This window comes from Rhodococcus sp. NPDC056960, from assembly GCF_042674125.1.
Taxonomy (GTDB): Bacteria; Actinomycetota; Actinomycetes; order Mycobacteriales; family Mycobacteriaceae; genus Rhodococcus_F.
This window is the reverse complement of the sequence record NZ_JBHURF010000001.1, coordinates 312,956-337,825: the sequence shown is the minus strand read 5'-3', so window position 1 is coordinate 337,825 and position 24,870 is coordinate 312,956. Positions and strand designations below refer to the sequence as shown.

Below are 24,870 nucleotides of genomic sequence, written 5' to 3'. Positions count from 1 at the left end.
GCCCTGCGGCCCTGGTTGGTCTCGGGCATGCGCCCCGGTGGCCGTGTCGACCGCCAGGCACAACTTTAGTACTCAGACCGTGACGAGGGACGTGAGCGGGTACTTTCGGAGCCGCTCACGGCCGCCGAGCGCCGCGATCTCCAGGACCACCGCGACGCCGATCACCCGGGCACCGGCAGATTCCACCAGCCGCGCCGTGGCCTCCAGTGTTCCCCCGGTGGCGAGGACGTCGTCGACGACGAGCACCGAGCGACCGTCGAGGCCGATCGATTCGGCCGGGATCTCCAGCGTCGCCGTACCGTATTCGAGGGTGTACGACTCGGCCAGGACGGGCGGCGGCAGCTTGCCCGACTTCCGGACGGCGACCACACCCGATCCCAGTTCCCGGGCCACCCCGCCGCCGAGGAGGAACCCCCGCGCGTCCACGGCGGCGATCACCTCCGCTCCGGGGGCGGCGTCGGCGAGCGCGTCGACGACCACCCGGAAACCCGCGGCGTCGGAGAACACCGGCGTCAGGTCGGCGAATCGCACGCCCGGCTGAGGGAAGTTGTCGGCCCACCGGGTGAGCCGGGTGACGGCGTCGCGAGCCGCAGCATGATCGGTCACCTGCGCAGAACCCACCTGTCCATGTTCCAGCCGGCGCCCGAACGCGTCGGATTGACTGTTCCGGCCTGCAGACCGTTCGCGAACGCGACGGTGCGCGGCTGGTCGAACAACGGCACCGTCGGCATGTCGGACCACAGGATGTTCTCCGCCTCCGTCGACAGCGACAGCTGGGTGGCGGTCGAGTCGTCGACGGCGAGTTGGTCGACGATCTGATCGACGCGGCCGTTGGTGTAACCGCCGAAGTTCGAACCGCTTCCGCTGTGCAGGGCGTACATCGCGGTGGTGGCCGCCGCCGTGCCCGCCGCACCGGGCGCGGACGCCGTTCCGGCGAGGACCACGTCCACCTGACCCTCGCGCAACAGGGACGGGGTGAACTCCGGCGACGCGACGTCCTGCACGGTGATGCCGGCCGGGGCGCAGGCCGCCGCCACTGCGGACACGATCTCGGCGCGGCGCGGGTTCGGGCCCTGATAACCGATCCGGACGGTCGCGGTCGTGTTGTCGGTGTCGGACAGCGCGGCGGTCGCCGCCGAGGTGTCCGCGGTCTGATACCGCCCGCCCACGGCACCATCCACCGACTGGTGGACGAGGCTGTCGGGGGCGGTGACGCGCGTGTCCACCGGTCCCCCGGTCGCGGCACCGCCGGTCTCCTGGGCCTCGGCGGCGATCCCGAACTTCGACGCCAGCTCCTCACGGGGCAGGCACAGCGCGAACGCCCGTCGGCCGGCGGCGGTCTCGAACAGACCGGACGTGGACAGGACGAACTGTTCGACGCTGCGCGAGGACACCTCCGACACGTCGAACCCGGAGAGGTCCAGATCCGGCGCCGATCCGGTGGCGACGTCCACGACCTCCACGGAACCGTCACCGATCCGGGCGCTCACGTCGGAATTCTTGGGATACACCACGATCCGGGCCGTGGCGGGGCGGTTCCCCCACCAGCGGTCGTTGGCCACGAGCACCAGGCCGTCGTCCGGGGAGAACGATTCGACCTTGTAGGGGCCGGACGCGGGGAACTTGGCGAGGTCGAGATCGCCGCCCGTCATCGTCCAGCCGTCGTTCCAGAAGTCCGCGACGCGCGACAGCGCCCCGGTGTCCGAATTCTGCACGGCGGCAACGATGTCGGGAACGCCGGCGGCACTCGCGACCACGTGGGCCGGCATCATCGACGTCGCGCCGAACAGCGACTTCCAGTCGGTGACGTTCCGTCCCGCCTTGAACGTGACGACGGCATCCTTCGCGCCGGTCTGGCAGTCGACCCGGTCGATGTCCGCATAGCCGGCGGTGCTCGCGGCCGCGAACATCGGGAAGCGGCCGCTGTTCGCCGCCCACGCCAGCACCAGATCGTCGCAGGACATCGGGACACCGTCGGAGTAGACGGAGTTGGGGTTCAGCTTGTATTGGATAGTCAGGGCGTCCCCGGGCATCGCGTTGGCCGTGCCGATGTCCGTGTCGGCCACCGGTCCGCCTTCCGGTCCCGTGTAGTTGAATCCGGGCAGCACCCGGGCGAACGCCTGCCGCGCCCCCGACACCGCACCGGCGACGGTGTTGGCGTTGTAGGTGGTGACGGTGTTGTCGATCGCGTACCCGATCGACGGAATCTGCTCCCCCTCGTCCGAACATCCGACGAGCGAGCCGGCGAGGAGCACGGTCGCGAGGAGGCCGGTGCCCGACACGGCCGCCGTGCGGCCGTGTCGGCGGAACGCACCGCGCCGGGTGCTGTGCGATGCGGGCATGTCAGTGCCTCTTCTTGTTGCGCTTCCCGGTGGGACGTGAACCCGGGGTGGGTGCGGTCGCCGCCGTCCGCCGGCGGGGGGTGACCGCGTCCGGTGCCGCGGCTCCGGCGGTGGCCGTGGCTGCCGCCTTCTGCCCTCCACCTTCTGCCAGGGTCGCGCGGCGAGCGAGGACCTTGCGCGTGTGCGCGGCCACCGGACCCCACCGCTCCTTCAGCGTCACCAGAAGCGGCGTCGCGAAGAAGATCGACGAGTAGGCGCCGACGATGATGCCGACGAGCTGGACCAACGCCAGGTCTTTCAGCGTTCCGACGCCGAGCATCCACACCGCGACCACCATCAACGCCAGCACCGGCAGGACACTGATCAACGTCGTGTTGATGGACCGCATGAGGGTCTGGTTGACCGCGAGGTTCGCCTGCTCGGCGTATGTGCGACGGGTCAGGTGCAGGATCCCCCGCGTGTTCTCCTCGACCTTGTCGAACACCACCACCGAGTCGTACAGCGAGAAACCGAGAATGGTGAGCAGGCCGATGACCGTCGCCGGGGTCACCTCGAACCCGACCAGCGAATACACGCCCGCCGTCACGGTGATGTCGAAGAACAGTGCGACGATCGCGGCGATCGCCATGTCGCGCTCGAATCGGACGGCGATGTACACGCTGACGATGACCAGGAACACAAGCAGCGCGATCAGCGCCTTCTGCGTGATCTGCCCGCCCCACGTCTCGCTGACGTCGGCCACGCTGATCACGTTCTTGCTGACGGCGCCGTCGCTGTCCTTCGGCTGGAACTGGTCGTACAACGCATCCTGCAGCTTGATCACCTGCGCGGCGTCGAGCGCCTCGGAGCGGATCTGCACCGTCGCACTCGAACCCGAGCCCACCGTCTGCACCGAGACGGGATCCATGCCCAGCGCCTGCGAGTACACCTCCTCCACCTGCGACGTCTCGATACCGTCGCCGGCGGGGAACTGGATCCGCGACCCACCCTCGAAGTCGATACCGAGGGTGAACCCGCGCACGAGGATGCTCAGCAGCGAGATCAGCACGATCGTGCCGGTCAGGATGTAGTAGAACTTGCGGCGGCCGACGACCTCGAAGGCACCGGTACCGGTGTAGAGCCGGGACAGCCAGCTGTGCTGAGGCATCGACGACTGATTGACACCCGAATCGGACAGCGAAGCGTCGGAGTCCGTCTGCGCCGCAGACTGGGACGACGTGGTCGACTCGCTCATACTCGTGACTCCTTCGCCGACGCTGCGGCAGCCTTGCGTTCCCTGGCGATCTGCTGCACGGCACCGAGCCCGTTGACCCCCGGCTTGGACCAGAACGGCGACTTCGAAGCCAGATGGACCAGCGGCCACGTCACCAGGAACACGACGACGACATCGAGGATGGTGGTCAGGCCGAGTGTGAACGCGAAACCGCGCACCTGGCCGACCGCGAGAACGTACAGGACCGCGGCGGCGATGAAGCTGACCGCGTTACCGGACAGGATGGTCCGGCGCGCACGCGCCCAGCCGCGGGGAACCGCGGACCTGAAGCTGCGTCCTTCCCGCATCTCGTCCTTGATTCGCTCGAAGAACACCACGAAGGAGTCGGCCGTCATACCGATACCGATGATCAGACCGGCGATGCCCGCGAGGTCGAGCGTGAAGTTGATGTACCGGCCGAGCAGCACCATGATCGCGTAGACCATCACACCGGAGAGCACGAGCGACAGCGCCGTGAGCACCCCGAGCATGCGGTAGTAGATCAGGCAGTAGATCAGCACGAGGACCAGGCCCACCAGACCGGCGATGAGACCGGCCTGCAGCGAGGCGAGCCCCAGCGTCGCCGACACGGTCTCCGCCTCCGACGCCGCGAACGAGAGCGGCAGCGAACCGTACTTCAGGGTGTTCGCGAGTTCCTTCGCACTGTCCGCGGTGAACGAACCGGTGATCGACGTCGAACTGCCTGCCGGTGTCGCACCCTGCACGACCGGTGCGCTCACCACCTTGGAGTCGAGCGTGAACGCGGCCTGCTTGCCGATGTTCTGCGACGTGAACGTGGCCCAGGTGTCGCTGCCCTCGGACTTGAACGTGAGGCTCACCTCGTGCCGCGACTGCTGCGAGTTGTAACCCGACGTCGCGTCGGCGATCTCCTGGCCGTCGATGATGGCGGGTTCGAGCAGGTACACGGCCTGACCGTCGGTCGAGCACGCGACGAGCGGCAGGGCCGGGTCGTCGTTGCCGCGCAGCGGGTCGGGTACTCCGCAGTCGAGTGTGGCCATCGCCTGCTGCTGCACGGCGGGATCGGTGCTCTGACGCGTGGCCCGGGCGGCCGCGATCTCGTCCGCTGCCTCGCCGGTCTGCGTGCCGGACGCGGCGGCGGGTGCCGCCGGTTCCGTCGTCGGGGACGGCTCGGGCGACGTGGAGGGATCCTGCGCCGGGAACGGCCGGTTCTGCGGCGCGGGCGTCTCGGTGCCCGCCGGAGTGCCCGCCGGGGTCTCACCGGTGGCCGGTGCGGTTCCGCCGGTGGCGGCCGCGGCCTGTGACGTCTGGACCGGGCGGACGTACAACCGCGCCGTCTGGCCCAGCGACCGCGCCTGCGCGCTGTCGTCGCCCGGGACCGTGATGACCAGGTTGTCGCCGTCGATGACCACCTCGGAGCCGGACACACCGAGTCCGTTCACGCGGGTCTCGATGATCTCCTGCGCCTGCCGCAGGCTGTCCGGCGTCGGCTTGCTGCCGTCCGGAGTGCGTGCGGTGAGGGTGACCCGGGTCCCACCTTGCAGGTCGATGCCCAGCTTGGGTGTCGCGGACTTGTCGCCGGTGAAGAACACCAGGGCATACAGAACCGCCACGAGCACCGCGAAAACGGTGAGGTAGCGGACGGGATGCACCGATCCTGTGGAAGGTGCCACGATCTCTATGTCTCCTCAGTACGTGCAGTTCGAGTGGGAACGTTCACGGCGCACCGGAACGGCACACGCAGGGCTGCGCCCCGGTTGCCGCGCCCGGCGGGCCCGCGACGCGGCCGCCGCACGGGTACGCCGCGGACGCGTCGATCAATCCTTGTCGAGCCTCGGCGTGGTGCCGGCGCCGCTCTCACGATCCTCGCGCACGATGTCGGCGGCGGGGGCCTCGGCGTCGATCGACTCGTGGTCGGTGGCGCCGTCACCCTGCAGCGGGGCGTCGACGATCTGCTCGCGCACGACGAGACGCGACCACGTGGTGACCACGCCGGGGGCGATCTCGAGCTCGATCGTCTCGTCGCCGAGCGCGACGACGGTTCCGTGCAGACCGGCAGTGGTGAGGATGCGGTCGCCTACCGAGAGTGAGTCCTGCAGGGCAGTCGCCTTGGCCGCCTCCTTCTTCTGCCGGCGGATCCCCAGGAACATCGGGACGAGCAGCGCCAGGATCAGGAGCGGGAAGAGAAAATCCATCTGTAAGTCAACCTCGAGGTATGTCGCACGGTCCGAAGCACAGGTCCCGGTTGGACCGATGCAATACACCAGTGTGCCATCACCGGCCCGGAGACCGGTTCGGTCGGCACGAGGCGGGCGTTTCTTCCGCGGCCGATCAGGGGGCGTCCGGATCGAACAGGGAAGCCTGCGGTTCGTTGACACGGACGTCGATTCCGCCGGTCACGGCGTCCGGCGGAGGGGTCAGGCCCAGTTGCATCCACGCGGCCGCGGTGGCGACGCGGCCACGGGGTGTCCGGGCGATCATTCCGGCGCGAACGAGGAAGGGCTCACACACCTCTTCGACGGTGGCGGGCTCCTCACCCACCGCAACGGCCAGCGTGGACACCCCGACCGGACCACCGCCGAAGCTGCGCACCAGGGCGCTGAGGACGGATCGGTCGAGTCGGTCGAGACCCAGTTGATCGACGTCGTACACGGCGAGGGCCGCGTGCGCGATCTCGCGGGTGACGACACCGTCCGCGCGGACCTCGGCGTAGTCGCGGACCCGGCGGAGCAGGCGGTTCGCGATGCGGGGCGTTCCCCGGGACCGGCTCGCGATCTCGGCGCCCGCCTCCTCACCGAGTTGCACGCCGAGGATCCCGGCCGAGCGCATGAGGATCTGCTGTAGCTCGGCTGGTTCGTAGAAGTCCATGTGGGCGGTGAACCCGAAGCGGTCACGCAGCGGCCCGGTGAGCGCACCCGAACGGGTGGTGGCCCCGACCAGGGTGAACGGCGCGACGTCGAGGGGAATGGATGTGGCGCCGGGGCCCTTGCCGACCACGACGTCCACCCGGAAGTCCTCCATCGCGAGGTACAGCATTTCTTCCGCCGGGCGGGCGATGCGGTGGATCTCGTCGATGAACAGCACGTCGCCCTCGACGAGATTGCTCAGCATCGCGGCGAGGTCGCCGGCGCGCTCGAGCGCCGGACCCGACGTCAGCCTCAGCGACGAGCCCAGTTCGGCGGCGATGATCATCGCCATGCTGGTCTTGCCCAGCCCGGGCGGTCCGGACAGGAGGATGTGGTCCGGGGTGCCGCCGCGCATCTTGGCGCCGGTGAGAACGAGTTGCAACTGCTCGCGGACCCGCGGTTGGCCGATGAAATCGTGGAGGTTCTTCGGCCGCAGGCTGGCCTCGATGTCGCCGTCGCCGGCGACGAGGTCGGCCGAGACCGGGGACTCCTCGTCGGGTTCGGGATTCATCTGGTCTTCCCGAGCAGGGAGAGAGCGGACCGCAGCGCGGACGAGGTCGTCGACTCCGGTGCCTCGGCGAGGACGGAGTCGGTCGCCTGTTCGGCCTGCTTGGCCGGGAACCCGAGCCCGACGAGGGCTTCCACGATCTGGTCGCGGACCGATCCGCCGCCCGCCGCACCGAGCGGGACCGCGCCGGACGAGGATGCGACCGCGTCGACCTTGTCGCGCAGTTCGACGACCATCCGCTCGGCTCCACGTTTGCCGATTCCGGGTACCCGGGTGAGTGCGGTGACGTTGCCCTCGGCCAGCGCCGCCCGCAGTGCTTCGGGTTCGAGGACGGCCAGGGTCGCCATCGCGAGGCGCGGACCGACACCGGACACCGTCTGGAGGAGCCCGAACAGTTCCTTGGACTCCGAGTCGGGGAAGCCGTACAGGGTCATCGAGTCCTCACGGACGATCATCGCCGTGACCAGCCGTGCCTCGGCCCCCCGCTGCAGTCCGCCGAGCGTGGCCGGCGTCGCGTTGACGCGGTAGCCCACGCCCGCGGATTCGATTACCGCATGGTCGAGGGCGATCTCGAGCACCTCGCCGCGGACGGACGCGATCATCGTGTACCTGCCTTCTTCACTTCGGCCAGTCGGGCCTGGTAGCGACGTTTCTGTTCGGCGGCCGCGGCTTCGGCGCGGGCCATGCGTTCGATCATCGGCGCCCGCCAGCAGTGGCAGATCGCCAATGCCAGCGCGTCCGCCGCGTCGGCCGGTTTGGGTGCGGCCGACAGTTTCAGGATCCGGGTGACCATCGCGGTCACCTGAGCCTTGTCGGCCGAACCGCTCCCGGTGACGGCGGCCTTGACCTCGCTGGGGGTATGGAAGCATACGGGGATCCCGCGGCGCGCGGCGGCGAGGGCGACGACACCGCCGGCCTGCGCGGTTCCCATCGCGGTGCGCACATTGTGCTGGGAGAACACCCGCTCGATCGCCACGACCTCCGGCCGGTGGAGGTCGATCCACGATTCGGCCGCTTCGGAGATCCGCAGCAACCGCGACGACAACTCCAGATCGGCCGGGGTGCGCACCACGTCGACCGCCACCGGTGTGACGGTGCGACCGCCGCGACCGTCGACCACTCCGAATCCGCACCGGGTCAGACCGGGATCCACACCCAGCACACGCACGCAAAGCCACCTCTCCCACGCCGAACAGCTGTTCGATAGCTTAGCCGTGGGGTCGGACGAGTCAGCGCACCAACACGCAGGACGGTGCGGGGCGGGCGAGCGTCCGCTCCCCCGCCCCGCGCCGTGCGTCGTGCGATCAGTCGTCGAGTTCGGCGAGCACCTCGTCGGAGAGATCGACGTTGGTGTAGACGTTCTGCACGTCGTCGGACTCCTCGAGCGCGTCGACGAGCTTGAACACCTTGCGGGCCCCGTCGGCGTCGACGGGGACCTCCACGGAGGCGCGGAAGTCGGCCTCGGCGGAGTCGTAGTCGATGCCCGCCTCCTGCAGTGCGCTGCGGACGGCGACGAGGTCGGTGGGCTCGCTCACGATCTCGAACGTGTCGCCGAGGTCGGTGACCTCTTCGGCGCCGGCATCGAGGACCGCCATCAGCACGTCGTCCTCGGTCTGGTCGCCCTTCTCCAGCGTCACGACGCCCTTGCGCGCGAACAGATAGGACACCGAACCCGGATCGGCCATGTTGCCGCCGTTGCGGGTCATCGCGGTGCGAACCTCGCCGGCCGCACGGTTGCGGTTGTCGGTGAGGCACTCGATCAGGACGGCGACACCGTTGGGCCCGTAGCCCTCGTACATGATGGTCTGCCAGTCGGCGCCGCCCGCCTCTTCACCGGCGCCGCGCTTGCGCGCGCGCTCGATGTTGTCGTTGGGGACCGACGTCTTCTTGGCCTTCTGGATGGCGTCGTACAGGGTGGGATTTCCCGCAGGATCGCCACCGCCGGTACGGGCCGCCACCTCGATGTTCTTGATCAGCTTCGCGAAGGCTTTGCCACGCTTGGCGTCGATCACAGCCTTCTTGTGCTTGGTGGTGGCCCATTTGGAGTGGCCGCTCATGCGATTCAAGCCCCTTTCCTGCTGCCTTTGGCACGCCGAATGCGCGGTTTCAGCTTTGACGATGTTACCCGCAGCCCGGTCGCCGCTGCGCCTTCCCGGGGTAACAACTCGCATAAGTCGCCATTGTTTGCATAGAATGCAAACATGTTGATGCGGGTCGACCACAGTTCCACCACCCCGCTGGGTGAGCAGATCGCCGCGAACGTGCGCGGCGCGTTCCTGCGCGGCGAGATCGGGCCCGGCGACCGGCTTCCCTCCGCGCGGGCCCTGGCCGAGTCGGTCGACGTCAACCTGCACACCGTGCTGCGCGCCTACGCCGCCCTGCGCGACGAGGGACTGATCGACCTCCGCCGGGGACGTGGCGCTGTCGTCCGCGCGGACACGGACCCCGTTCACACCGGATTGACCGAAGCTGCACGCGCTTTCGTGGCCGAGGCACGGCGCCTCGGACTCGACACCGACCAGATGCTCGACGTGATCAAGGAGACCACGACACGATGACGACCTCCCGCACCCGCCTCGCGGCCGCCGCCGGGGCAACCGCCCTGCCCCTCCTCGCGCTCGTGATCGCGCGACTCGCCTGGAACGGCGAACTCCCGCCGGTGGTGGCCAGCCACTGGTCCGGCACCCGGCCCGACCGGTTCAGCGACACGGCCACCTATTTCTGGATCGCGCTCACCGTCTGCGCCGCCGCGACCGTGATCGCGGGTGTCGTGGCGATCCGAGGCCGCACCGACGCCGCACTCTGGCTCCCGGCCACCGTCCTCGTCGGGTGGACGGTGGCCACGACCTGGATCGTCGGCGTCGCTGCCACGATCGACGCCGGCTCCCCGGAAGCGGCGACGCTGGGATGGTGGATCGGGATTCCACTACTGGGAATCCCGTGGGCGGTTGCCACGTACGCCGTGCTGCCCCGCAGGTCGCAGTCCACGCCGCACGACCCGGCGCCGACACTGCCCGTTCCCCTCGGCCCCGGCGAACGCGCGGCCTGGACGGGTTACGTCCACGGGCGCTGGGCGGGCGTACTCGCGCTCGCGATGGCGCTGGCGACCGTCGCGTCCGCACTGATGGGAGCACTGTGGCTCGCAGTCCTGTTCCTCGTCCTCGCGGTGCTCGGCGGCGCCTTCACGTCGGTCACCGTGCAGGTCGACCGGGCAGGACTGTCCCTGTCGTCGTGGAACATCCGCTGGCGCAGGATCCCCCTCGACTCCGTCGACGAGGCCCGGGTCACCGAGATCGTGCCCCTGGAGTGGGGCGGCTGGGGTTACCGCTTCACCCCGCGCGGAACCGCGGTCGTGATCCGCGCCGGTGAGGGCATCGTGGTGACCCGCAGGGACGGCCGCCCGTTCGCGGTCACCGTCGACGACGCCGCACAGGGCGCGGCGCTCCTCAACTCACTCGTCGTACCCCGCCCCGGCTAGACCCCGCGGACGATGTCGACGAACAACTCGTGCACCCGCCGGTCCCCCGTGACCTCCGGGTGGAACGACGTCGCCACCACGGAACCCTGCCGGACCGCCACGATGCGTCCGGCGGCCGCACCACCCGACTCGGGCACGCGGGCGAGGACCTGGACGTCGTCGCCGACGCGCTCCACCCACGGAGCCCGGATGAAGACGGCCCGCATCGGGTCGCCGACGATGCCCTCGAAATCGAGGTCGGCTTCGAAGGAGTCGACCTGACGGCCGAAAGCGTTGCGGCGCACCGTCATGTCGATCGCGCCGAGATGCTGCGCGTCGGGTCGGGTGTCGAGGATCTCGCTCGCGAGGAGGATCATCCCGGCGCAGGACCCGTAGGCGGGCAACCCGTCGTGCAGGCGGGCCTTCAGCGGTTCGAGCAACTCGAAGATCTGCAGCAGTTTGCTCATCGTGGTCGACTCGCCGCCGGGGATGACGAGGCCGTCGATCTTCTCGAGCTCCTCCGGGCGGCGGATGCCGACGGCATCGGCACCCGAATCATTCAGCGCGGCAAGGTGTTCACGGACGTCGCCCTGGAGGGCGAGTACTCCGACGAGGGGGCGGGTCATGTCATGTTTCCTGTCTCGATGTCGCGCTGGTCCTGATCGCGCTGGATTCGGGTCAACCCCTCCTGCACGACGGCGGCCACCATGGTGCCGTTCCGGTCGAACATGCGGCCCTGGGTGAGCGCGCGGCCGAATCCGGCGGAGGGTGAGGTCTGGTCGTAGAGCAACCACTCGTCGGCGCGGAACGGGCGCAGGAACCACATCGCGTGATCGAGCGACGCCGTCTGTGTCACCACTCCCGGGTGCGGGACCTTCGACGCGCCGAGCAGGGTCATGTCGCTCAGGTAGGCGAGGGTGCAGATGTGGAAGACCTGATCGTCGGGCAACGTGTTGCGGTAGCGCATCCACACTCGTTGCTGCGCGGCGATTCCGGGCGTCTTGCGGGTCGAGTCGGCCGGAACGATACGGACGTCCCATTCCTTCCATTCCCGGTACAGGTCCATGGCGGCGAGTTCCTCGACGGTCTGCGCGTCGACGAGTTCGTCGGGCGCCGGAACCGACGGCATCGTGTCGTGATGCTCGATCCCCTCGTCCTCGCTGTGAAACGACGCCGACATCGTGAAGATCGCCTTGCCGTCCTGGATTCCGGTGACCCGCCGGGTGCAGAAGGACCGGCCGTCCCGGACCCGGTCGACCAGGTACACGGTGGGTTTCAGCGGATTGCCCGGACGGAGGAAGTACCCGTGGAGCGAGTGGACCTTGTACCGCTCGTCGACGGTCCGGACGGCGGAGACCAGCGACTGACCCGCGACCTGCCCGCCGAAGGTCCGCTTCAGAACAGACGGATGCACCGCGCCGCGGAAGATGTCCTTCTCCAGCGCCTCGAGTTCGAGAATGTCCTCGATGCTCGCCATCAGCCCTCCTTCTGTGCCTGGTCAAGGTTATCGGCCCGATTCGGGCTCGAGGCACCATGGGTGCCATGACGATGTTCACACCGACGAGCCCGGACGGTCTCGTCGCACTCGTCGCCGAACGCTGCCTCGCGGTGAACGGCACCGCCGTCGTGGCGATCGACGCCCCCGACGGAGCGCACCCGATCCCCTTCGCGGACTCGATCTGCGCGTCCCTGCGGGAGCAGGGACGGCCCTGCGACGTCGTGTCCCTCCACGACTACGTCCGGCCTGCCTCGCTGCGCCTCGAACACGGCCGCGACGACGAACTCAGCTACCGCACCCTCTGGTTCGACTACGAGGCGCTGAACCGGGAGGTGGTGGGTTCGGTGCGCACCGACCGCCGGTGGTTGCCGAAATTGTGGGACGAGCGCGAGGATCGCTCGGCCCGGTGCTCCCGCGTTCCCGCCGCCGACCGGCAGGTGGTTCTCGTGACCGGTCCGATGCTGCTCGGCCGGGACCTCGATTTCGACGTCACGGTGCAACTCCATCTGGGTGAGGGGGCGCTGATCCGCCGGACCCCGGCCGATCAGCGGTGGACGGTGCCCGCCCTGCTGCGGCACGCTGCCGGTATCTCGGACGCCCCCGATCTGCTGGTGCGCTACGACCACCCGCCGAAACCCGCGGTCCGGTCGGGTCGCTGATCCTGTCATGTCGTGCGCAGGAACCGGGTCAGCCCTTCCTGCACCACGGCGGCGACCAGATTTCCCTTCCGGTCGAAGATCCGGCCCTGCGCCAGCGCGCGCCCGAAACCGGCGGACGGCGACGTCTGGTCGTACAGCAGCCACTCGTCGGCACGGAACGGTCGCAGGAACCACAGCGCGTGATCGAGTGAGGCACTGTTGATCTCGACACCGGGGTGCGGTGTCATGGCGGACCCGATGAGCGTCATGTCGCTCATGTAAGCGAGGGCACATATATGGAAGACGGGATCGTCGGGCAGCGCCTTGCGGGACCGGAACCACGCCTGCTGCTGGGCGGCCGCGCCGCGCCTGCGGTCGACCTCACCGTGCCCGACCATCCGGATGTCCCAGTCGGACCACTCCTGGGCGAGCCAGGCGACCTCCGGGTCGTCGGAGTCCCTGGCGAACGGCAGCATGTCGGGCGGCGGGACCACGGGCATCGCGTCCTGGTGCTCGATGCCCACGTCCTCGACCTGGAAGGACGCCGACATCGTGAAGATCGCCTGACCGTCCTGGACGGCGCTGACCCGCCGGGTGACGAACGAGCGCCCGTCCCGGATGCGGTCCACCAGGTACACGATCGGCTTCGTGGGGTTTCCGGGACGAAGGAAGTAGCCGTGCAGCGAATGGACCATGAACCGCGGTTCGACCGTGCGCACCGCCGCCACCAGCGCCTGACCGGCCACCTGCCCACCGAACGTGCGGGGAAGCATGGTCTCGGTCGCTATGCCCCGGAAGATGTTCTCCTCCAGGCGTTCCACTTCCAGGATCTCTTCGATCGTCGCCATCCACGGCCCCTTCCGATGCTCGTCCGCTGACACTCTCACACGGATCCGCCGCGCCGACACACCGGCACCGCACGAGGCCCGAATCGGACCTGGTGCGGTGCCGGGAAAGCGGTGCCGGATGGGCCGCGCGAGCGATCAGCGATCGATCGCGGGGATCACCAGCCGCGTTCGGCGAGCCGGTGCGGGACGGGGATGTCGTCGACGTTGATACCGACCATGGCCTCGCCGAGCCCACGGGACACCTTGGCGAGCACGTCCGGGTCGTCGAAGAACGTGGTGGCCTTGACGATCGCCGCGGCCCGCTCCGCCGGGTTGCCGGACTTGAAGATCCCGGACCCGACGAACACACCCTCCGCGCCGAGCTGCATCATCATCGCCGCATCGGCCGGAGTGGCGATGCCACCGGCGGTGAACATGGTGACCGGCAGCTTGCCGGCCTTCGCGACCTCGACGACCAGGTCGTACGGGGCCTGCAGCTCCTTCGCCGCCACGTACAGCTCGTCCTCGCTCAGCGACGTCAGCCGGCGGATCTCCCCGCCGATGGTCCGCATGTGGGTGGTGGCGTTGGACACGTCCCCGGTGCCGGCCTCACCCTTGGACCGGATCATCGCCGCACCCTCGGTGATGCGGCGCAGGGCCTCGCCGAGGTTGGTGGCACCACAGACGAAGGGGACGGTGAACTTCCACTTGTCGATGTGGTTGGCGTAGTCGGCGGGGGTGAGGACCTCGGACTCGTCGATGTAGTCGACGCCCAGGGACTGCAGGATCTGCGCCTCCACGAAGTGCCCGATGCGGGCCTTCGCCATCACCGGGATGGAGACGGCGGAGATGATGCCGTCGATCATGTCCGGGTCGCTCATCCGGGACACGCCACCCTGGGCGCGGATGTCCGCGGGAACCCGCTCGAGCGCCATGACCGCGACCGCACCGGCGTCCTCGGCGATCTTCGCCTGGTCCGGGGTGACGACGTCCATGATGACCCCGCCCTTCAACATCTCGGCCATGCCACGCTTGACGCGTGCCGTACCGGTGGTGGGGGTGGTGTCGGGGGTGCTCACAACGAACTCCTGAGGTGTGGCGTGGATTGACTTCGATAGCGGCATGCGTGAACGAGAACGTTCACGCTGCGGTATCCGATTCTAGGACCAATGCCAGTCCACTTCCGTATCCAGTCCGCGTTTGCTGGCTTGCTCCGGACGGTAGGCGACGACGAGGGCGGTGCCCCCGACGGCACGCGGCTCAGGTGATCGCGCGCACCTCGGGGTCGTCGGCGGCCGCGGCCACCGCTTCGGCCTCGTCGAGGAGGTCCGCGAGGTCGTGCGGATACACGGCTTCACCGGCCGCCGCCAGTTCGCGGACGGTGTCCGCGGTGCACCACCGGTGCCCGGTGATGGTGCGGTTCTCGAGTTCGGTGAAACCGCCGTGATGCGGCTCGAATCCGTCGGTGCGCAGCGCGAAGAACAGTTCCTCGGAGCGGATGAGGCTGCCGTTCCAGGAGAAGATCGCGACCCGCCGCCACATGGGCCCCCGCAGCGAGTCGGCCGAGGCGGTGTGCCCGGTCTCCTCGGCGATCTCCCGGACCGCGGCGGCCCGCAGGTTCTCCCCCTTCTCGACGGCGCCGCCGATCGTGAACCAGTAGTAGACGTCGGGGACGGTGGGGTCGTGCCCGCGGAGCAGCAGGACCCGGCCCTGACCGTCCAGCAGGACGACCCGGGCCGACGTGCGGACGGAGTCGAGGGCGAGCCCCTCGGTGACCGCGGCGGCGGACGACCGTTCGGTGATCTCGAAATACGTCGGAAGCGGCGCGGTGCCCCCCAGGTGCAGCCAGCGGACCGGCCGCCGGGTCCGCAGCGCGAGGGTGTCGCGGACGGCGTCGTTGTGGAACCGGCGGGCGATGAGCACGCGCGCCTCGGCATCGGCCAGTTCCGCCACCAACTGGGGTCGCAACGTGTCCGGGTCGAGGGACGACAACGCACTCGACAGCGCGTTCTCGGCGATCTCACGTTCCGCCCGGTCCGACCGTTCGGCCCGGGCGGCCAGCGTCGCCAGCGACCGGCCCTCCGGGGGGTCCATCGCCGCGGCCGCCGCCCGCACGACCACCGCGCGGCGCGCGAGGGCCGCGTCGAGGGCCTGCCAGGACAGGTCGGAGCGCACGTGCAGGCGGTCGAGGCGGTTGGCCGTTCCGTACGCCCACAGACCGATCGCCAGGACCACGGCGGCGACCAGGGCGAGAACCAGGATCGTCAGGGCGGAGAACGTCACGAGCCGACCTCCCGGACACCGTCGCGGCCGACGGTGACCGTCTCGTAGACACGCAGGATCTGTTCGGCCACCACCGGCCAGTCGTAGTCGGCGACGACGGTCCGGCCGACGTCGGTGAGCCCGGCGCTGCGCTCGGGATCACCGAGCACCGAGTCGATCCCCGCGGCGAGCGCCGCCGCATCCCCCACCGGCACCAGCACCCCCGCCTGCCCGTCCCGCAGGACCCGGCGGAACGCGTCCAGTTCGCTGGCCACGACGGCCGCGCCCGCGGCCATCGCTTCCACGAGCACGATGCCGAAGCTCTCTCCGCCGAGGTTGGGGGCGCAGTACACGTCGGCGCTGCGCAGCGCCGACGCCTTCTCGGCGTCGTCGACCTGCCCCAGCAGCCGCAGATGCCCGAACACCGGGCCCGCCTCGCGGCGCAGCTTGTCCTCGTCACCGCGGCCGACCACCAGCACCTCGAGGTCGGGATATTTCTCCACCAGCGCCGGCAGCGCGCGCAGCAGCACGGCCATGCCCTTGCGGGGTTCGTCGTAGCGTCCGAGGAAGAGGATCGTCTTGCCGGGGCGCGGGTACCCGGGCAACGGCTCGGCGTCGGCGAACGCGGGCACGTCGACCCCGTTGGGGATCTCGACCGCGTCGGAACCGAGAGACTCCACCTGCCACCGGCGCGCGAGTTCCGACACCGCGATGCGTCCGCTGATCTTCTCCAGGTAGGGCTGGAGCACTCCCTGAAACGTGCTCAGCACCAACGACTTCGTGGTCGACGTGTGGAAGGTGGCCACGATCGGACCCTCGGCGACCCGCATGGCGAGCATCGACAGGCTCGGCGCGTTGGGCTCGTGGATGTGCAGGACGTCGAAGTCGTTGTCCGAGATCCAGCGCCGCACGCGGGCGCTGGCGGCGGGGCCGAAACTCAACCGGGCCACCGACCCGTTGTACGGGATGGCGAGGGCGCGGCCCGCCGAGACGACGAAGCCGGGCAGGTCGACGTCGTCGGAGGCCGGAGCCAGCACGCTCACCTTGTGCCCGCGCTCGATCAGGACCTCCGCGAGGTCGACGACGTGGGCCTGCACTCCGCCCGGCACGTCGAAGGAGTACGGGCAGACCATTCCGATCTTCACGAGTTCTCCATGCGTGCGAGCCTCGCCTGCGACAGGTCGGACAGCCACAGCGGCTGAAGCATGTGCCAGTCCTCGGGGTGCGCCGAGATGTTCGCCTCGAATCGTGCCGCGAGAGCCTGCGTCGCCGCGTCGACCCCGGCGGTCGTGTCGATCGGGGGGTCGATGCGGAAGCCCCAGCCGCCGTCCGTGAACCAGCAGTGCACCGGAAGGAGGCGGGCGCCGGTGTCGATCGCCAGCTTGGCCGGACCGGCCGGCATGCGGGTCGGTTCCCCGAAGAACGTCACCGGGACGCCCTTCTTCGCCAGGTCGCGTTCACCGAGGAGGCACACGATTCCGTTGTCCCGCAGCCGCGCCGACAGTTCCACGAACGGTGGATGCTCTCCCCCGCTGAGCGGGAAGATCTCGAACCCCAGCCCCTCGCGGTACGCGACGAAACGCTGGTACAGCGATTCCGGCTTCAGCCGCTCGGCGACCGTGGACAGCGCACCCCAGTGCTGGGCGCACCACACCCCGGCCATGTCCCAGTTGCCGCTGTGCGGCAGCGCCAGAATCGCACCACGGCCGGCTTCCTTCGCGGCGTCGAGGTGGATCTGCCCTTCGATCAGCTCGTCGAGCGCGGCGCCGGTCTGCACGAGGTCCATCGACGGCAGGCGGAAGGCCTCCCGCCAGTACCGCGCGTAGGACCGCATCGACGCGCGCATCACCGCGTCCGGCACCTCTGCCGGGTTTACGCCGAGCACGCGGGCGAGGTTGCGCCGCAACTGTTCCGGTCCGCCGTTCCGCACGGCGAAGTCGGCTCCCCTGTCGAACAGGGCGACCGCCACCTTCTCGGGCAGCGCTCGAACCAGCCGCCAGCCCGCCGCGTACCCCAGGTCGCTGATCCGTTCCGACAGGCCGCTCACTGCGCGGTCGCCTGTCCGTCGTCCGACGTCGTGTTCGCAGGCGGCAGGGGCAGCACGTCCCGCGCGCCCGGCGACCTACGGACCGCCAGCACCCGCTGGAACACCGTGATCACGCTGCCCACCGACAGCAGCCACATCGCGACGTGCACGGCCCACGGCACGCCGAGACCGGTCACACCGGCGCCGACCAGCACGATGATCAGCCGGTCGGGTCGTTCGATCAGTCCACCGTCGGCGGACAGTCCACTCGCCTCGGCGCGCGCCTTGGCGTACGAGATCACCTGGGAGGTGACGAGGCACAGCAGCGTCGCGATCAGCAACGGCTTGCTGTTCTCGTGGTAGACCGCCCACCAGGCGAGGCCGGCGAAGATCGCACCGTCGGCCACGCGGTCGCAGGTGGCGTCCAGTACCGCGCCGTATCGCGTTCCGCCGCCGCGGGCGCGGGCCATCGCACCGTCCAGCATGTCGAACATGACGAACAGCCAGATGAACATCGCTCCCCAGAACAGATGTCCGCTGGGAAACAGTGTGACCGCGCCGGCCACGGTTGCCACGGTGCCGATGACGGTGACGGAATCGGGGGTGAGCCCCGTCTTGACCAGGGCCTTCCCCAACGGCGCCGTCACCTTGGACACGGATGCCCGCCCGAAGAAGCTCAGCACCTCTCCACCCCGTTCTTCACTTCCCGCCAGGTACCCCGCACGCGTGAGTCAGCGACTCGCGCGTCATTCATCTATCGCGTCATTCATTCCAGGCCTTCGCCAGCAGCCCCCGGGTCTCCCGCAGCAATTGCGGCATGACCTTGACCCCGGCGAGAACCGTGATGAAGTTCGCGTCCCCGCCCCAGCGCGGAACGATGTGCTGATGCAGGTGTTCGGCGAGGGACCCGCCGGCCGCCGCACCGAGATTGAGGCCGACGTTGAAACCGTCCGGACGCGACACCCGCTTGATCACCCGCAGCGCCTGCTGCGTGAACGACATCAGCTCGGCGCTCTCCGCCTCCGTCAGGTCTTCGAGCGCCGCGACCTTGCGGTAGGGAACGACCATCAGATGTCCGGGGTTGTACGGGTACAGGTTCAGCACCGCGTACACGTGTTCACCGCGGGCCACGATCAGCCCGTCCTCGTCGTCCATCTTCGGGATGTCGATGAACGGCTCGTTCGGGGTGTCCCGCGACTTCGGCGTCTCGGCGATGTACGACATGCGGTGCGGCGACCAGATCCGCTGCAGGTGATCGGGTTCCCCGGGGCCGCGGTCCACGAGGCGTCCGGGACCGGCGAGCATCTCGTCGGCTGTCATGTCGTCACCTCCGGTCATGTGCGTCACCCTTCTCACCGGGTTGCAGCAGCTCCGCCGTCGGCGACGCGTTCTCGCGGCGGCCGATCCATTCGGTGACGATGCGAAGGGCGTCGTCGACGGCCACGCCGTTGACCTGGGTGCCGTCCCGGAATCGGAAGCTGACGGCGCCCGCTTCGACGTCCCGCGCGCCTGCCAGCAGCATGAACGGCACCTTCTGGGCCGTGTTGTTGAAGATCTTCTTCTGCATGCGGTCGTCACTCGCGTCGACCTCCGCACGGACACCGGCCGCCTTCAGCCGCTTCACCACGTCGAAGAGGTGGTCGGCGAACGCCTCGGCCACCGGGATGCCCACCACCTGGACCGGGGCGAGCCACGCCGGGAACGCACCCGCGTAGTGCTCCGTCAGCACGCCGAAGAACCGTTCGATGGAACCGAACAGCGCGCGGTGGATCATGACCGGACGCTGCTTCGTGCCGTCGTTGGCGGTGTACTCGAGGTCGAAGCGCTCGGGCAGATTGAAATCGAGCTGGATGGTCGACATCTGCCAGGTCCGGCCCAGCGCGTCCTGCACCTGCACCGAGATCTTCGGCCCGTAGAACGCGGCGCCGCCCGGATCCGGCACCAGGTTCAGGCCCGACGCCTCGGCGACCTCGGCCAGGGTGTTGGTCGCTTCCTCCCACACCGCGTCGTCGCCGACGAACTTGTCCGGGTTCTTGGTGGACAGCTCCAGGTAGAAGTCGTCGAGACCGTAGTCCGCGAGCAGGCCCAGCACGAAGTTCAGCGTGGTGGTCAGCTCGTCGCGCATCTGCTCCTTGGTGCAGTAGATGTGCGCGTCGTCCTGCGTCATGCCGCGCACCCGGGTCAGCCCGTGGACGACGCCCGACTTCTCGTACCGGTACACCGACCCGAACTCGAAGAGCCGCAACGGAAGCTCGCGGTACGACCGACCGCGGGAGCGGAAGATCAGGTTGTGCATCGGGCAGTTCATCGGCTTGAGGTAGTAGTCCTGGCCCGGCTTGCGCACGGTGCCGTCCTCGTTCAGTTCCTCGTCGATGTGCATCGCCGGGAACATGCCGTCGCGGTACCAGTCCAGGTGGCCCGACACCTCGTAGAGGTGCCCCTTGGTGATGTGGGGGGTGTTGACGAAGTCGTACCCCTCCTCCACGTGGCGCTTGCGGGAGTAGTCCTCCATCTCGGTGCGGATGATCCCGCCCTTGGGATGGAACACCGGCAGACCCGAGCCGAGCTCGTCGGGGAAGCTGAACAGGTCGAGCTCGGACCCCAGCTTGCGGTGGTCGCGGCGCTCGGCCTCGGCGAGCAGTTCCAGGTGCTGCTCCTGCGCCTCCGCCGACTCCCACGCGGTGCCGTAGATGCGCTGGAGATCGGCGTTGTCCTGGTTACCGCGCCAGTACGCGGCCGAGCTGCGGGTGAGCTTGAACGCCGGGATGTGCTTGGTGGTGGGGATGTGCGGGCCGCGGCAGAGGTCGCCCCACACCTTCTCGCCGGTCCGCGGATCCAGGTTGTCGTAGATGGTGAGCTCGTTGCCGCCCACCTCCATGATCTCCGGATCGTCGATCCCCGACTTGTCGTCGATCAGTTCGAGCTTGAAGGGCTCCTTCGCCAGCTCGGCGCGCGCCTCCTCGAGCGACTCGACGACGCGGCGGGAGAACCGCTGCGACCCCTTGATGATCTTCTTCATCCGCTTCTCGAGGGTCGCGAGGTCCTCCGGAGTGAACGGGCGTTCGACGGCGAAGTCGTAGTAGAAGCCGTCCTTGATCGGCGGGCCGATGCCCAGCTTGGCTTCGGGGAATTCCTGCTGGACGGCCTGCGCGAGCACGTGCGCCGCCGAGTGCCGGATGACGCTGCGGCCGTCGTCGGTGTCCGCCGCGACCGGCTCGACGTCGACGTCGGCGTCGGGCACCCAGGACAGGTCCTTGAGCTGGCCGTCGGCGTCACGGACCACGACGACGACGTCCGGACCCTTGCTCGGGTAGCCGGCCTCCCGAACCGCGGTACCGGCCGTAGTCCCCGCGGGCACCCGGACGAGGGCGGCTGGGGCGGCGGGTGCGGGGGTGCTCACGGCGATGTTCTCCTAGGTGAGGTGTGCGGTGCGGACAGGGTGAATGTGCCAGCCCATGTTATCGGCCCAGCAGACACACCCAACCACGCGTCCGGCTAGAGCGGGCTCTCCAACCACGAGTAGTCGAGGCCGATCCACGTTCCGACGAGACCGAACGTCCCGAGCAGCCACAGCGTGGCGAGGACGACGACGGCCGTCAACAGTGCGCCCGCGCCCTTGACGACCAGCGACTGTCGCGAGAACCACTCCATGAACGCGTCGTACCGCTTGCGCGCGTAGTGCAGCAGCCGGTGCGCCCACGCGAACTCGGACGCGAGAATCCCGAGTCCCGCGAACACGATCAGCCAGCCCGGACCCGGGTAGGGAATCGCGACGATCCCGGCGGCGAGGACGAGGGCGCCGATCACCCCTACCGCGATCCGGTACGCCACGTTCAGGCTCGGCCGCGCGGCGATGTGCTCTCGCCACCTGCGCCAGCGACTCTCCACTTGCTGGAACGGAGACAGATCCGAATCGTCGACGTCCACGTTCTCGGAAGCGGGTCCCGGCCGAGCTTCTCTGCTGGTCACCAGTCCACCCTACCGACCACGACCTGCGGCGGCGCGTCGTCGCACCGCCGCGGCCGCCGGCGGGTCAGCCCTTCACACACACGACCTGGCGCAGGTGGGCCACGACCTCGACGAGATCGGCCTGCGCCTCGATCACTTGCTCGATGTCCTTGTAGGCGCCGGGAATTTCGTCGATCACGCCCGCATCCTTGCGTGATTCGACTCCGGACGTCTGACGCACGAGGTCGTCGACGGTGAAACGCTTCTTCGCCTTCGTGCGGCTCATCGTCCGTCCGGCCCCGTGCGACGCCGAATTGAACGACAACTCGGAGCCCAGTCCCCGCACCACATAGGATCCGGTGCCCATGGATCCGGGGATGAGTCCGAGATCACCCCGGCCCGCCCGGATCGCGCCCTTGCGGGTGACGAGCATCCGCTCCCCGTCGACGATCTCCTCCGACACGTAGTTGTGGTGGCAGGAGATCGGTTCGTCGAACCGCACGGTCCGGCCGGGAAGCGACTGCCGGAAGGCCCGCATCACCAGCGTGAGCATGACGGCGCGGTTGCGGGCCGCGTACTCCTGCGCCCACGTGAGGTCGTGGCGGTAGGCGTCCATCTCCTTGCTGCCTGCGAGGAACACGGCGAGATCGCGGTCGACGAGCCGCTGGTTGTGCGGCAGCGAGCGCGCGACCGCGATGTGCCGCTCCGCCAGTTCCTTGCCGATGTTCCGGGACCCGGAGTGGAGCATCAACCAGACCTCGTCGGTATCCGACAGGCACACCTCGATGAAGTGGTTGCCGCCGCCGAGCGTGCCGATCTGCTTCATCGCCTTCGATTCCCGCGACTGGACGCCGGAATGGAGGTCGCCGAACTCCTGCCAGAAGCGGTGCCACCCCTTCTTCACGCCCCCGGCGTCCGTGACGTCCAGTGCGCCGACGTTCACCGACCGCTCGTGCATGGCGAAGCCCACCGGCACCGCACGCTCGATGTGAGACCTCATCGACCGCAGGCTGTCGGGCAGATCCCCCGCGGTGGCATCCGTGCGGACCGCCGTCATTCCGCACCCGATGTCGACGCCGACCGCCGCTGGGGCGACCGCCTCGCGCATCGCGATGACGGAACCGACCGTTGCACCCTTACCCACGTGCACGTCGGGCATGACGCGCACACCGTGCACCCAGGGAAGGTCGGCCATGTTCCGCAGCTGCTGCAACGCAGCCTGCTCGATGGTCTGCTCCTCTGCCCACATCAACGTCGGCGCGGCAGTGCCCTCCAGCCTCACGGGGAACATTCGACTCGGTCCTTCGATAGCGGATCACCCGGGGAATTTCGGCCGGCTGAGAACATTGTCCGCCGCGCCGCGGAGTCGCTACAACCGAATTTCCCGGGTGCACGCACGTAAAAGAAGAGGGCGTCTCCGATTTCGGAGACGCCCTCTTCTCTCTGTGGTCCCGGCTGGGATCGAACCAGCGACCTTCCCGGTGTGAACGGGACGCTCTTCCACTGAGCCACGGGACCGAAGCACGCCAGACACTCGCGCTCGAACGAGTTGGAACATTAACAGACCGAGCCGCCGAACGAAAATCACGTCGTTGGGATTCGTACCGGCCCCCACCCGGCCCCTGACCCAGACCCGGCGTCGTTCATGCGTAGTTCACCGTCTGATCCCTTGACCTGCAGATTTGTAACTATCGAGGATGGTCCGCTAATGTTCTCAACCGCACCACGGAGAACATTCTCCGCGAGTTACACGGTGCATGCGGACGTGGCGCAGCTGGTAGCGCACAACCTTGCCAAGGTTGGGGTCGCGGGTTCGAATCCCGTCGTCCGCTCGAGAGGTTGGACTCAACCTTCACGGTGGAGTGGCCGAGTGGTGAGGCAACGGCCTGCAAAGCCGTGCACACGGGTTCGATTCCCGTCTCCACCTCGCGCGATTAGCTCAGCGGGAGAGCGCTTCCCTGACACGGAAGAGGTCACTGGTTCAATCCCAGTATCGCGCACCGAGATAGATGATAGATGCTCGACTGTTTGACTTGCTCGACAGTGACGGCCCCTCGCGGGGCCTTCACGAATGCGGACGTGGCGCAGCTGGTAGCGCACAACCTTGCCAAGGTTGGGGTCGCGGGTTCGAATCCCGTCGTCCGCTCTCTTTTTTCCATCCCGCGCGATTAGCTCAGCGGGAGAGCGCTTCCCTGACACGGAAGAGGTCACTGGTTCAATCCCAGTATCGCGCACCATTTCGCAACAACCGCACAGAGCGCAGCAGTTCGGCCCCGGTCATCGACCGGGGCCGAACTGCTCTTCGGCGTCAGGCGGGGCGCAGCCGGTTGGCGCCCGAGATCATCGCCCGCAGTGTCGATTCCGTGTGGGACTCGCCGATACCCATCGCCCACAGCCGGATGCCGGCGCTTTCGCAGAGCAGGAACGTCGCCGTGCGGTGTCCGATCTCGTGCTGATGGAAGGACAGGATCTCCATCGGACAACCCGCGTCGTACAGCATCGAAGTCATGGCGGCCACCGGGCCGGGCGCGCTCGCGCCGGTCTTGCAGATCGATTCGCCGATACCGAGCGTCGCTTCGAAGTCCCACATTCCGGGGCCGGTCTTCCGTTCCGACCAGCTGCCCAGCCGGAACGGCCCGCTGGACGGCGCGTAGGTGTTCTCGAACGCGGACCAGGTCAATCCCGCGGCTTCGGTCCGGAGCTCCCGAGGCAGCGACTTGTGGTGGCGTGCGGCGAACGGATCGGCAGCCGGCGTCGTTGACGACGACGGGAAGGATGATGCGAAAGAACTGGAGGTGCTCATTGTCGTGGTCTTCCTGCAAGAAGGGAGGACCAACGCGTAGCTCGACGACCCGCAGCGAGGGGTCGGTCCGTATCAGACCCCGCTACGGCGGAGAACTACGAGAATGCGCTGCATGATCACACTGTAAGCGACAACCGTCCGCCGGGACAACTCCCTTGCGCACAGTGCGTCACCCGGCCGTCACGTCCGGCCGGGTGACGGAATTGTTACCGTCACCCCTGGAACGTGAGGAAATCCTCATGTATCGTCGAACTAGCCATCCACCCCCCCGATGGCAATGAGCCCCAGCCATGACCCCCCATCCAAGGCTGGGGCTCAGTCTTGCGTCGGGGGCCTCCCCGCGTTGTCGGATATTTCGCCCGTCCATCCGGAGAACCCTGCGCGTCGCGCCAAAGTATTGGACACTCGTCCAACGATGTCGCCC

Annotated in this window: 25 protein-coding genes and 6 tRNA genes; 8 read left to right on the top strand and 23 right to left on the bottom strand. The window is 68.6% G+C overall.

Annotation, left to right across the window (positions count from 1 at the left end):
- Nucleotides 1-72: 72 nt before the first annotated feature.
- The 9 genes from ACFTWF_RS01715 to ACFTWF_RS01675 all read right to left on the bottom strand — a co-directional run bounded on the left by ACFTWF_RS01715 (nt 73) and on the right by ACFTWF_RS01675 (nt 9,044).
- Complete coding sequence (locus ACFTWF_RS01715; RefSeq protein WP_378459551.1) at nt 73-606, bottom strand: adenine phosphoribosyltransferase; 534 nt, start codon at nt 604-606, stop codon at nt 73-75.
- Nucleotides 603-2,342 carry an ABC transporter substrate-binding protein gene (locus ACFTWF_RS01710; protein ID WP_378459550.1) on the bottom strand — a complete coding sequence of 580 codons (1,740 nt, stop codon included), beginning with the start codon at nt 2,340-2,342 and terminating at the stop codon, nt 603-605. Before ACFTWF_RS01710 ends, ACFTWF_RS01715 begins: the two co-directional genes overlap by 4 nt.
- Before the next feature lies 1 nt (nt 2,343).
- A complete protein-coding gene (secF, locus tag ACFTWF_RS01705; RefSeq protein ID WP_378459549.1) occupies nt 2,344-3,576 on the bottom strand; it encodes a protein translocase subunit SecF in 1,233 nt (410 codons plus the stop codon).
- A complete protein-coding gene (gene secD / locus ACFTWF_RS01700; RefSeq protein WP_378459548.1) occupies nt 3,573-5,246 on the bottom strand; it encodes a protein translocase subunit SecD in 1,674 nt (557 codons plus the stop codon). The genes secF and secD overlap by 4 nt, the downstream gene beginning before the upstream one ends.
- A 144-nt stretch (nt 5,247-5,390) precedes the next feature.
- On the bottom strand, nt 5,391-5,768 hold the full coding sequence (yajC, locus tag ACFTWF_RS01695) for a preprotein translocase subunit YajC (protein ID WP_378459547.1): 378 nt from the start codon (nt 5,766-5,768) through the stop codon (nt 5,391-5,393).
- A 136-nt stretch (nt 5,769-5,904) separates the two neighbouring features.
- Nucleotides 5,905-6,990, bottom strand: coding sequence for a Holliday junction branch migration DNA helicase RuvB (ruvB, locus tag ACFTWF_RS01690; RefSeq protein ID WP_378459546.1), 1,086 nt, complete (start codon nt 6,988-6,990; stop codon nt 5,905-5,907).
- Nucleotides 6,987-7,589, bottom strand: a complete 603-nt coding sequence (ruvA, locus tag ACFTWF_RS01685) for a Holliday junction branch migration protein RuvA (RefSeq protein WP_378459545.1) — start codon at nt 7,587-7,589, stop codon at nt 6,987-6,989. Before ruvA ends, ruvB begins: the two co-directional genes overlap by 4 nt.
- The gene (gene ruvC, locus ACFTWF_RS01680) at nt 7,586-8,155 is read right to left on the bottom strand and encodes a crossover junction endodeoxyribonuclease RuvC (RefSeq protein WP_378459544.1); all 570 of its coding nucleotides are present in this window, start codon (nt 8,153-8,155) and stop codon (nt 7,586-7,588) included. Before ruvC ends, ruvA begins: the two co-directional genes overlap by 4 nt.
- Before the next feature lie 136 nt (nt 8,156-8,291).
- The gene (locus tag ACFTWF_RS01675) at nt 8,292-9,044 is read right to left on the bottom strand and encodes a YebC/PmpR family DNA-binding transcriptional regulator (protein ID WP_185729397.1); all 753 of its coding nucleotides are present in this window, start codon (nt 9,042-9,044) and stop codon (nt 8,292-8,294) included.
- A 144-nt stretch (nt 9,045-9,188) separates the two neighbouring features.
- Here ACFTWF_RS01675 and ACFTWF_RS01670 point away from each other — a divergent pair, with 144 nt between their 5' ends.
- Both ACFTWF_RS01670 and ACFTWF_RS01665 read left to right on the top strand, forming a co-directional pair.
- Nucleotides 9,189-9,545, top strand: coding sequence for a GntR family transcriptional regulator (locus ACFTWF_RS01670; RefSeq protein ID WP_378459543.1), 357 nt, complete (start codon nt 9,189-9,191; stop codon nt 9,543-9,545).
- Nucleotides 9,542-10,465 (top strand): hypothetical protein, encoded by a 924-nt coding sequence (locus tag ACFTWF_RS01665; RefSeq protein ID WP_378459542.1) that lies wholly within the window; start codon nt 9,542-9,544, stop codon nt 10,463-10,465. The genes ACFTWF_RS01670 and ACFTWF_RS01665 overlap by 4 nt, the downstream gene beginning before the upstream one ends.
- Here the strand turns inward: ACFTWF_RS01665 and pdxT are convergent.
- On the bottom strand, nt 10,462-11,070 hold the full coding sequence (gene pdxT, locus ACFTWF_RS01660; RefSeq protein ID WP_378459541.1) for a pyridoxal 5'-phosphate synthase glutaminase subunit PdxT: 609 nt from the start codon (nt 11,068-11,070) through the stop codon (nt 10,462-10,464). The two genes, ACFTWF_RS01665 and pdxT, sit on opposite strands and share 4 nt — an antisense overlap.
- Nucleotides 11,067-11,921 carry an acyl-CoA thioesterase gene (locus ACFTWF_RS01655; RefSeq protein ID WP_378459540.1) on the bottom strand — a complete coding sequence of 285 codons (855 nt, stop codon included), beginning with the start codon at nt 11,919-11,921 and terminating at the stop codon, nt 11,067-11,069. Before ACFTWF_RS01655 ends, pdxT begins: the two co-directional genes overlap by 4 nt.
- A gap of 56 nt (nt 11,922-11,977) precedes the next feature.
- Between ACFTWF_RS01655 and ACFTWF_RS01650 the strand changes: the two genes are divergently transcribed.
- Complete coding sequence (locus ACFTWF_RS01650; protein ID WP_378459539.1) at nt 11,978-12,601, top strand: hypothetical protein; 624 nt, start codon at nt 11,978-11,980, stop codon at nt 12,599-12,601.
- A gap of 5 nt (nt 12,602-12,606) precedes the next feature.
- On the opposite strand, the gene ACFTWF_RS01645 is transcribed toward ACFTWF_RS01650, so the two are convergent.
- The 11 genes from ACFTWF_RS01645 to ACFTWF_RS01595 form a co-directional block, all read right to left on the bottom strand.
- Entirely contained in the window at nt 12,607-13,428 is an 822-nt protein-coding gene (locus ACFTWF_RS01645) for an acyl-CoA thioesterase (RefSeq protein WP_378459538.1), read from the bottom strand.
- 155 nt (nt 13,429-13,583) lie between these two features.
- The gene (pdxS, locus tag ACFTWF_RS01640; RefSeq protein WP_015890540.1) at nt 13,584-14,486 is read right to left on the bottom strand and encodes a pyridoxal 5'-phosphate synthase lyase subunit PdxS; all 903 of its coding nucleotides are present in this window, start codon (nt 14,484-14,486) and stop codon (nt 13,584-13,586) included.
- A gap of 181 nt (nt 14,487-14,667) precedes the next feature.
- A complete protein-coding gene (locus ACFTWF_RS01635; protein WP_378459537.1) occupies nt 14,668-15,690 on the bottom strand; it encodes an NUDIX domain-containing protein in 1,023 nt (340 codons plus the stop codon).
- A complete protein-coding gene (locus tag ACFTWF_RS01630) occupies nt 15,687-16,814 on the bottom strand; it encodes a glycosyltransferase family 4 protein (protein WP_378459536.1) in 1,128 nt (375 codons plus the stop codon). Before ACFTWF_RS01630 ends, ACFTWF_RS01635 begins: the two co-directional genes overlap by 4 nt.
- The gene (locus tag ACFTWF_RS01625; protein ID WP_378459535.1) at nt 16,811-17,716 is read right to left on the bottom strand and encodes a phosphatidylinositol mannoside acyltransferase; all 906 of its coding nucleotides are present in this window, start codon (nt 17,714-17,716) and stop codon (nt 16,811-16,813) included. Before ACFTWF_RS01625 ends, ACFTWF_RS01630 begins: the two co-directional genes overlap by 4 nt.
- Nucleotides 17,713-18,378 carry a phosphatidylinositol phosphate synthase gene (gene pgsA, locus ACFTWF_RS01620; RefSeq protein ID WP_378459534.1) on the bottom strand — a complete coding sequence of 222 codons (666 nt, stop codon included), beginning with the start codon at nt 18,376-18,378 and terminating at the stop codon, nt 17,713-17,715. The genes ACFTWF_RS01625 and pgsA overlap by 4 nt, the downstream gene beginning before the upstream one ends.
- A gap of 79 nt (nt 18,379-18,457) precedes the next feature.
- Nucleotides 18,458-19,033: an HIT family protein gene (locus ACFTWF_RS01615; RefSeq protein WP_378459533.1), complete on the bottom strand. Its 576-nt coding sequence runs from the start codon at nt 19,031-19,033 to the stop codon at nt 18,458-18,460.
- Nucleotides 19,020-21,095: a threonine--tRNA ligase gene (thrS, locus tag ACFTWF_RS01610; protein WP_378459532.1), complete on the bottom strand. Its 2,076-nt coding sequence runs from the start codon at nt 21,093-21,095 to the stop codon at nt 19,020-19,022. Before thrS ends, ACFTWF_RS01615 begins: the two co-directional genes overlap by 14 nt.
- 95 nt (nt 21,096-21,190) lie before the next feature.
- Nucleotides 21,191-21,622, bottom strand: coding sequence for a TIGR02611 family protein (locus tag ACFTWF_RS01605; protein WP_378459782.1), 432 nt, complete (start codon nt 21,620-21,622; stop codon nt 21,191-21,193).
- A gap of 106 nt (nt 21,623-21,728) precedes the next feature.
- On the bottom strand, nt 21,729-22,934 hold the full coding sequence (locus tag ACFTWF_RS01600; protein ID WP_378459531.1) for an RtcB family protein: 1,206 nt from the start codon (nt 22,932-22,934) through the stop codon (nt 21,729-21,731).
- Between the two features lie 155 nt (nt 22,935-23,089).
- Nucleotides 23,090-23,161 (bottom strand) — tRNA-Val (locus tag ACFTWF_RS01595).
- A gap of 241 nt (nt 23,162-23,402) precedes the next feature.
- On the opposite strand from ACFTWF_RS01595, the gene ACFTWF_RS01590 reads away from it, so the two are divergent.
- From ACFTWF_RS01590 to ACFTWF_RS01570, 5 genes are all read left to right on the top strand, one after another.
- A tRNA-Gly gene (locus tag ACFTWF_RS01590) sits at nt 23,403-23,475 on the top strand.
- Nucleotides 23,476-23,499: 24 nt separating this feature from the next.
- A tRNA-Cys gene (locus tag ACFTWF_RS01585) sits at nt 23,500-23,570 on the top strand.
- A 1-nt stretch (nt 23,571) separates the two neighbouring features.
- A tRNA-Val gene (locus tag ACFTWF_RS01580) sits at nt 23,572-23,643 on the top strand.
- 73 nt (nt 23,644-23,716) lie between these two features.
- A tRNA-Gly gene (locus tag ACFTWF_RS01575) sits at nt 23,717-23,789 on the top strand.
- A 16-nt stretch (nt 23,790-23,805) separates the two neighbouring features.
- A tRNA-Val gene (locus tag ACFTWF_RS01570) sits at nt 23,806-23,880 on the top strand.
- A 71-nt stretch (nt 23,881-23,951) separates the two neighbouring features.
- Here the strand turns inward: ACFTWF_RS01570 and ACFTWF_RS01565 are convergent.
- Nucleotides 23,952-24,446 carry a 2-isopropylmalate synthase gene (locus ACFTWF_RS01565; protein WP_378459530.1) on the bottom strand — a complete coding sequence of 165 codons (495 nt, stop codon included), beginning with the start codon at nt 24,444-24,446 and terminating at the stop codon, nt 23,952-23,954.
- Nucleotides 24,447-24,870: the final 424 nt, after the last annotated feature.

Coding starts and splice junctions, on each gene's coding strand:
- ACFTWF_RS01710 (WP_378459550.1), bottom strand. CDS start 2,342: ATGCCCGCATCGCACAGCACCCGGCGCGGTGCGTTCCGCCGACACGGC.
- secF (WP_378459549.1), bottom strand. CDS start 3,576: ATGAGCGAGTCGACCACGTCGTCCCAGTCTGCGGCGCAGACGGACTCC.
- yajC (WP_378459547.1), bottom strand. CDS start 5,768: ATGGATTTTCTCTTCCCGCTCCTGATCCTGGCGCTGCTCGTCCCGATG.
- ruvB (WP_378459546.1), bottom strand. CDS start 6,990: ATGAATCCCGAACCCGACGAGGAGTCCCCGGTCTCGGCCGACCTCGTC.
- ruvA (WP_378459545.1), bottom strand. CDS start 7,589: ATGATCGCGTCCGTCCGCGGCGAGGTGCTCGAGATCGCCCTCGACCAT.
- ACFTWF_RS01675 (WP_185729397.1), bottom strand. CDS start 9,044: ATGAGCGGCCACTCCAAATGGGCCACCACCAAGCACAAGAAGGCTGTG.
- ACFTWF_RS01670 (WP_378459543.1), top strand. CDS start 9,189: ATGTTGATGCGGGTCGACCACAGTTCCACCACCCCGCTGGGTGAGCAG.
- ACFTWF_RS01665 (WP_378459542.1), top strand. CDS start 9,542: ATGACGACCTCCCGCACCCGCCTCGCGGCCGCCGCCGGGGCAACCGCC.
- pdxT (WP_378459541.1), bottom strand. CDS start 11,070: ATGACCCGCCCCCTCGTCGGAGTACTCGCCCTCCAGGGCGACGTCCGT.
- ACFTWF_RS01655 (WP_378459540.1), bottom strand. CDS start 11,921: ATGGCGAGCATCGAGGACATTCTCGAACTCGAGGCGCTGGAGAAGGAC.
- ACFTWF_RS01650 (WP_378459539.1), top strand. CDS start 11,978: ATGGGTGCCATGACGATGTTCACACCGACGAGCCCGGACGGTCTCGTC.
- ACFTWF_RS01645 (WP_378459538.1), bottom strand. CDS start 13,428: ATGGCGACGATCGAAGAGATCCTGGAAGTGGAACGCCTGGAGGAGAAC.
- ACFTWF_RS01615 (WP_378459533.1), bottom strand. CDS start 19,033: ATGACCGGAGGTGACGACATGACAGCCGACGAGATGCTCGCCGGTCCC.
- ACFTWF_RS01600 (WP_378459531.1), bottom strand. CDS start 22,934: ATGTTCCCCGTGAGGCTGGAGGGCACTGCCGCGCCGACGTTGATGTGG.
- ACFTWF_RS01565 (WP_378459530.1), bottom strand. CDS start 24,446: ATGAGCACCTCCAGTTCTTTCGCATCATCCTTCCCGTCGTCGTCAACG.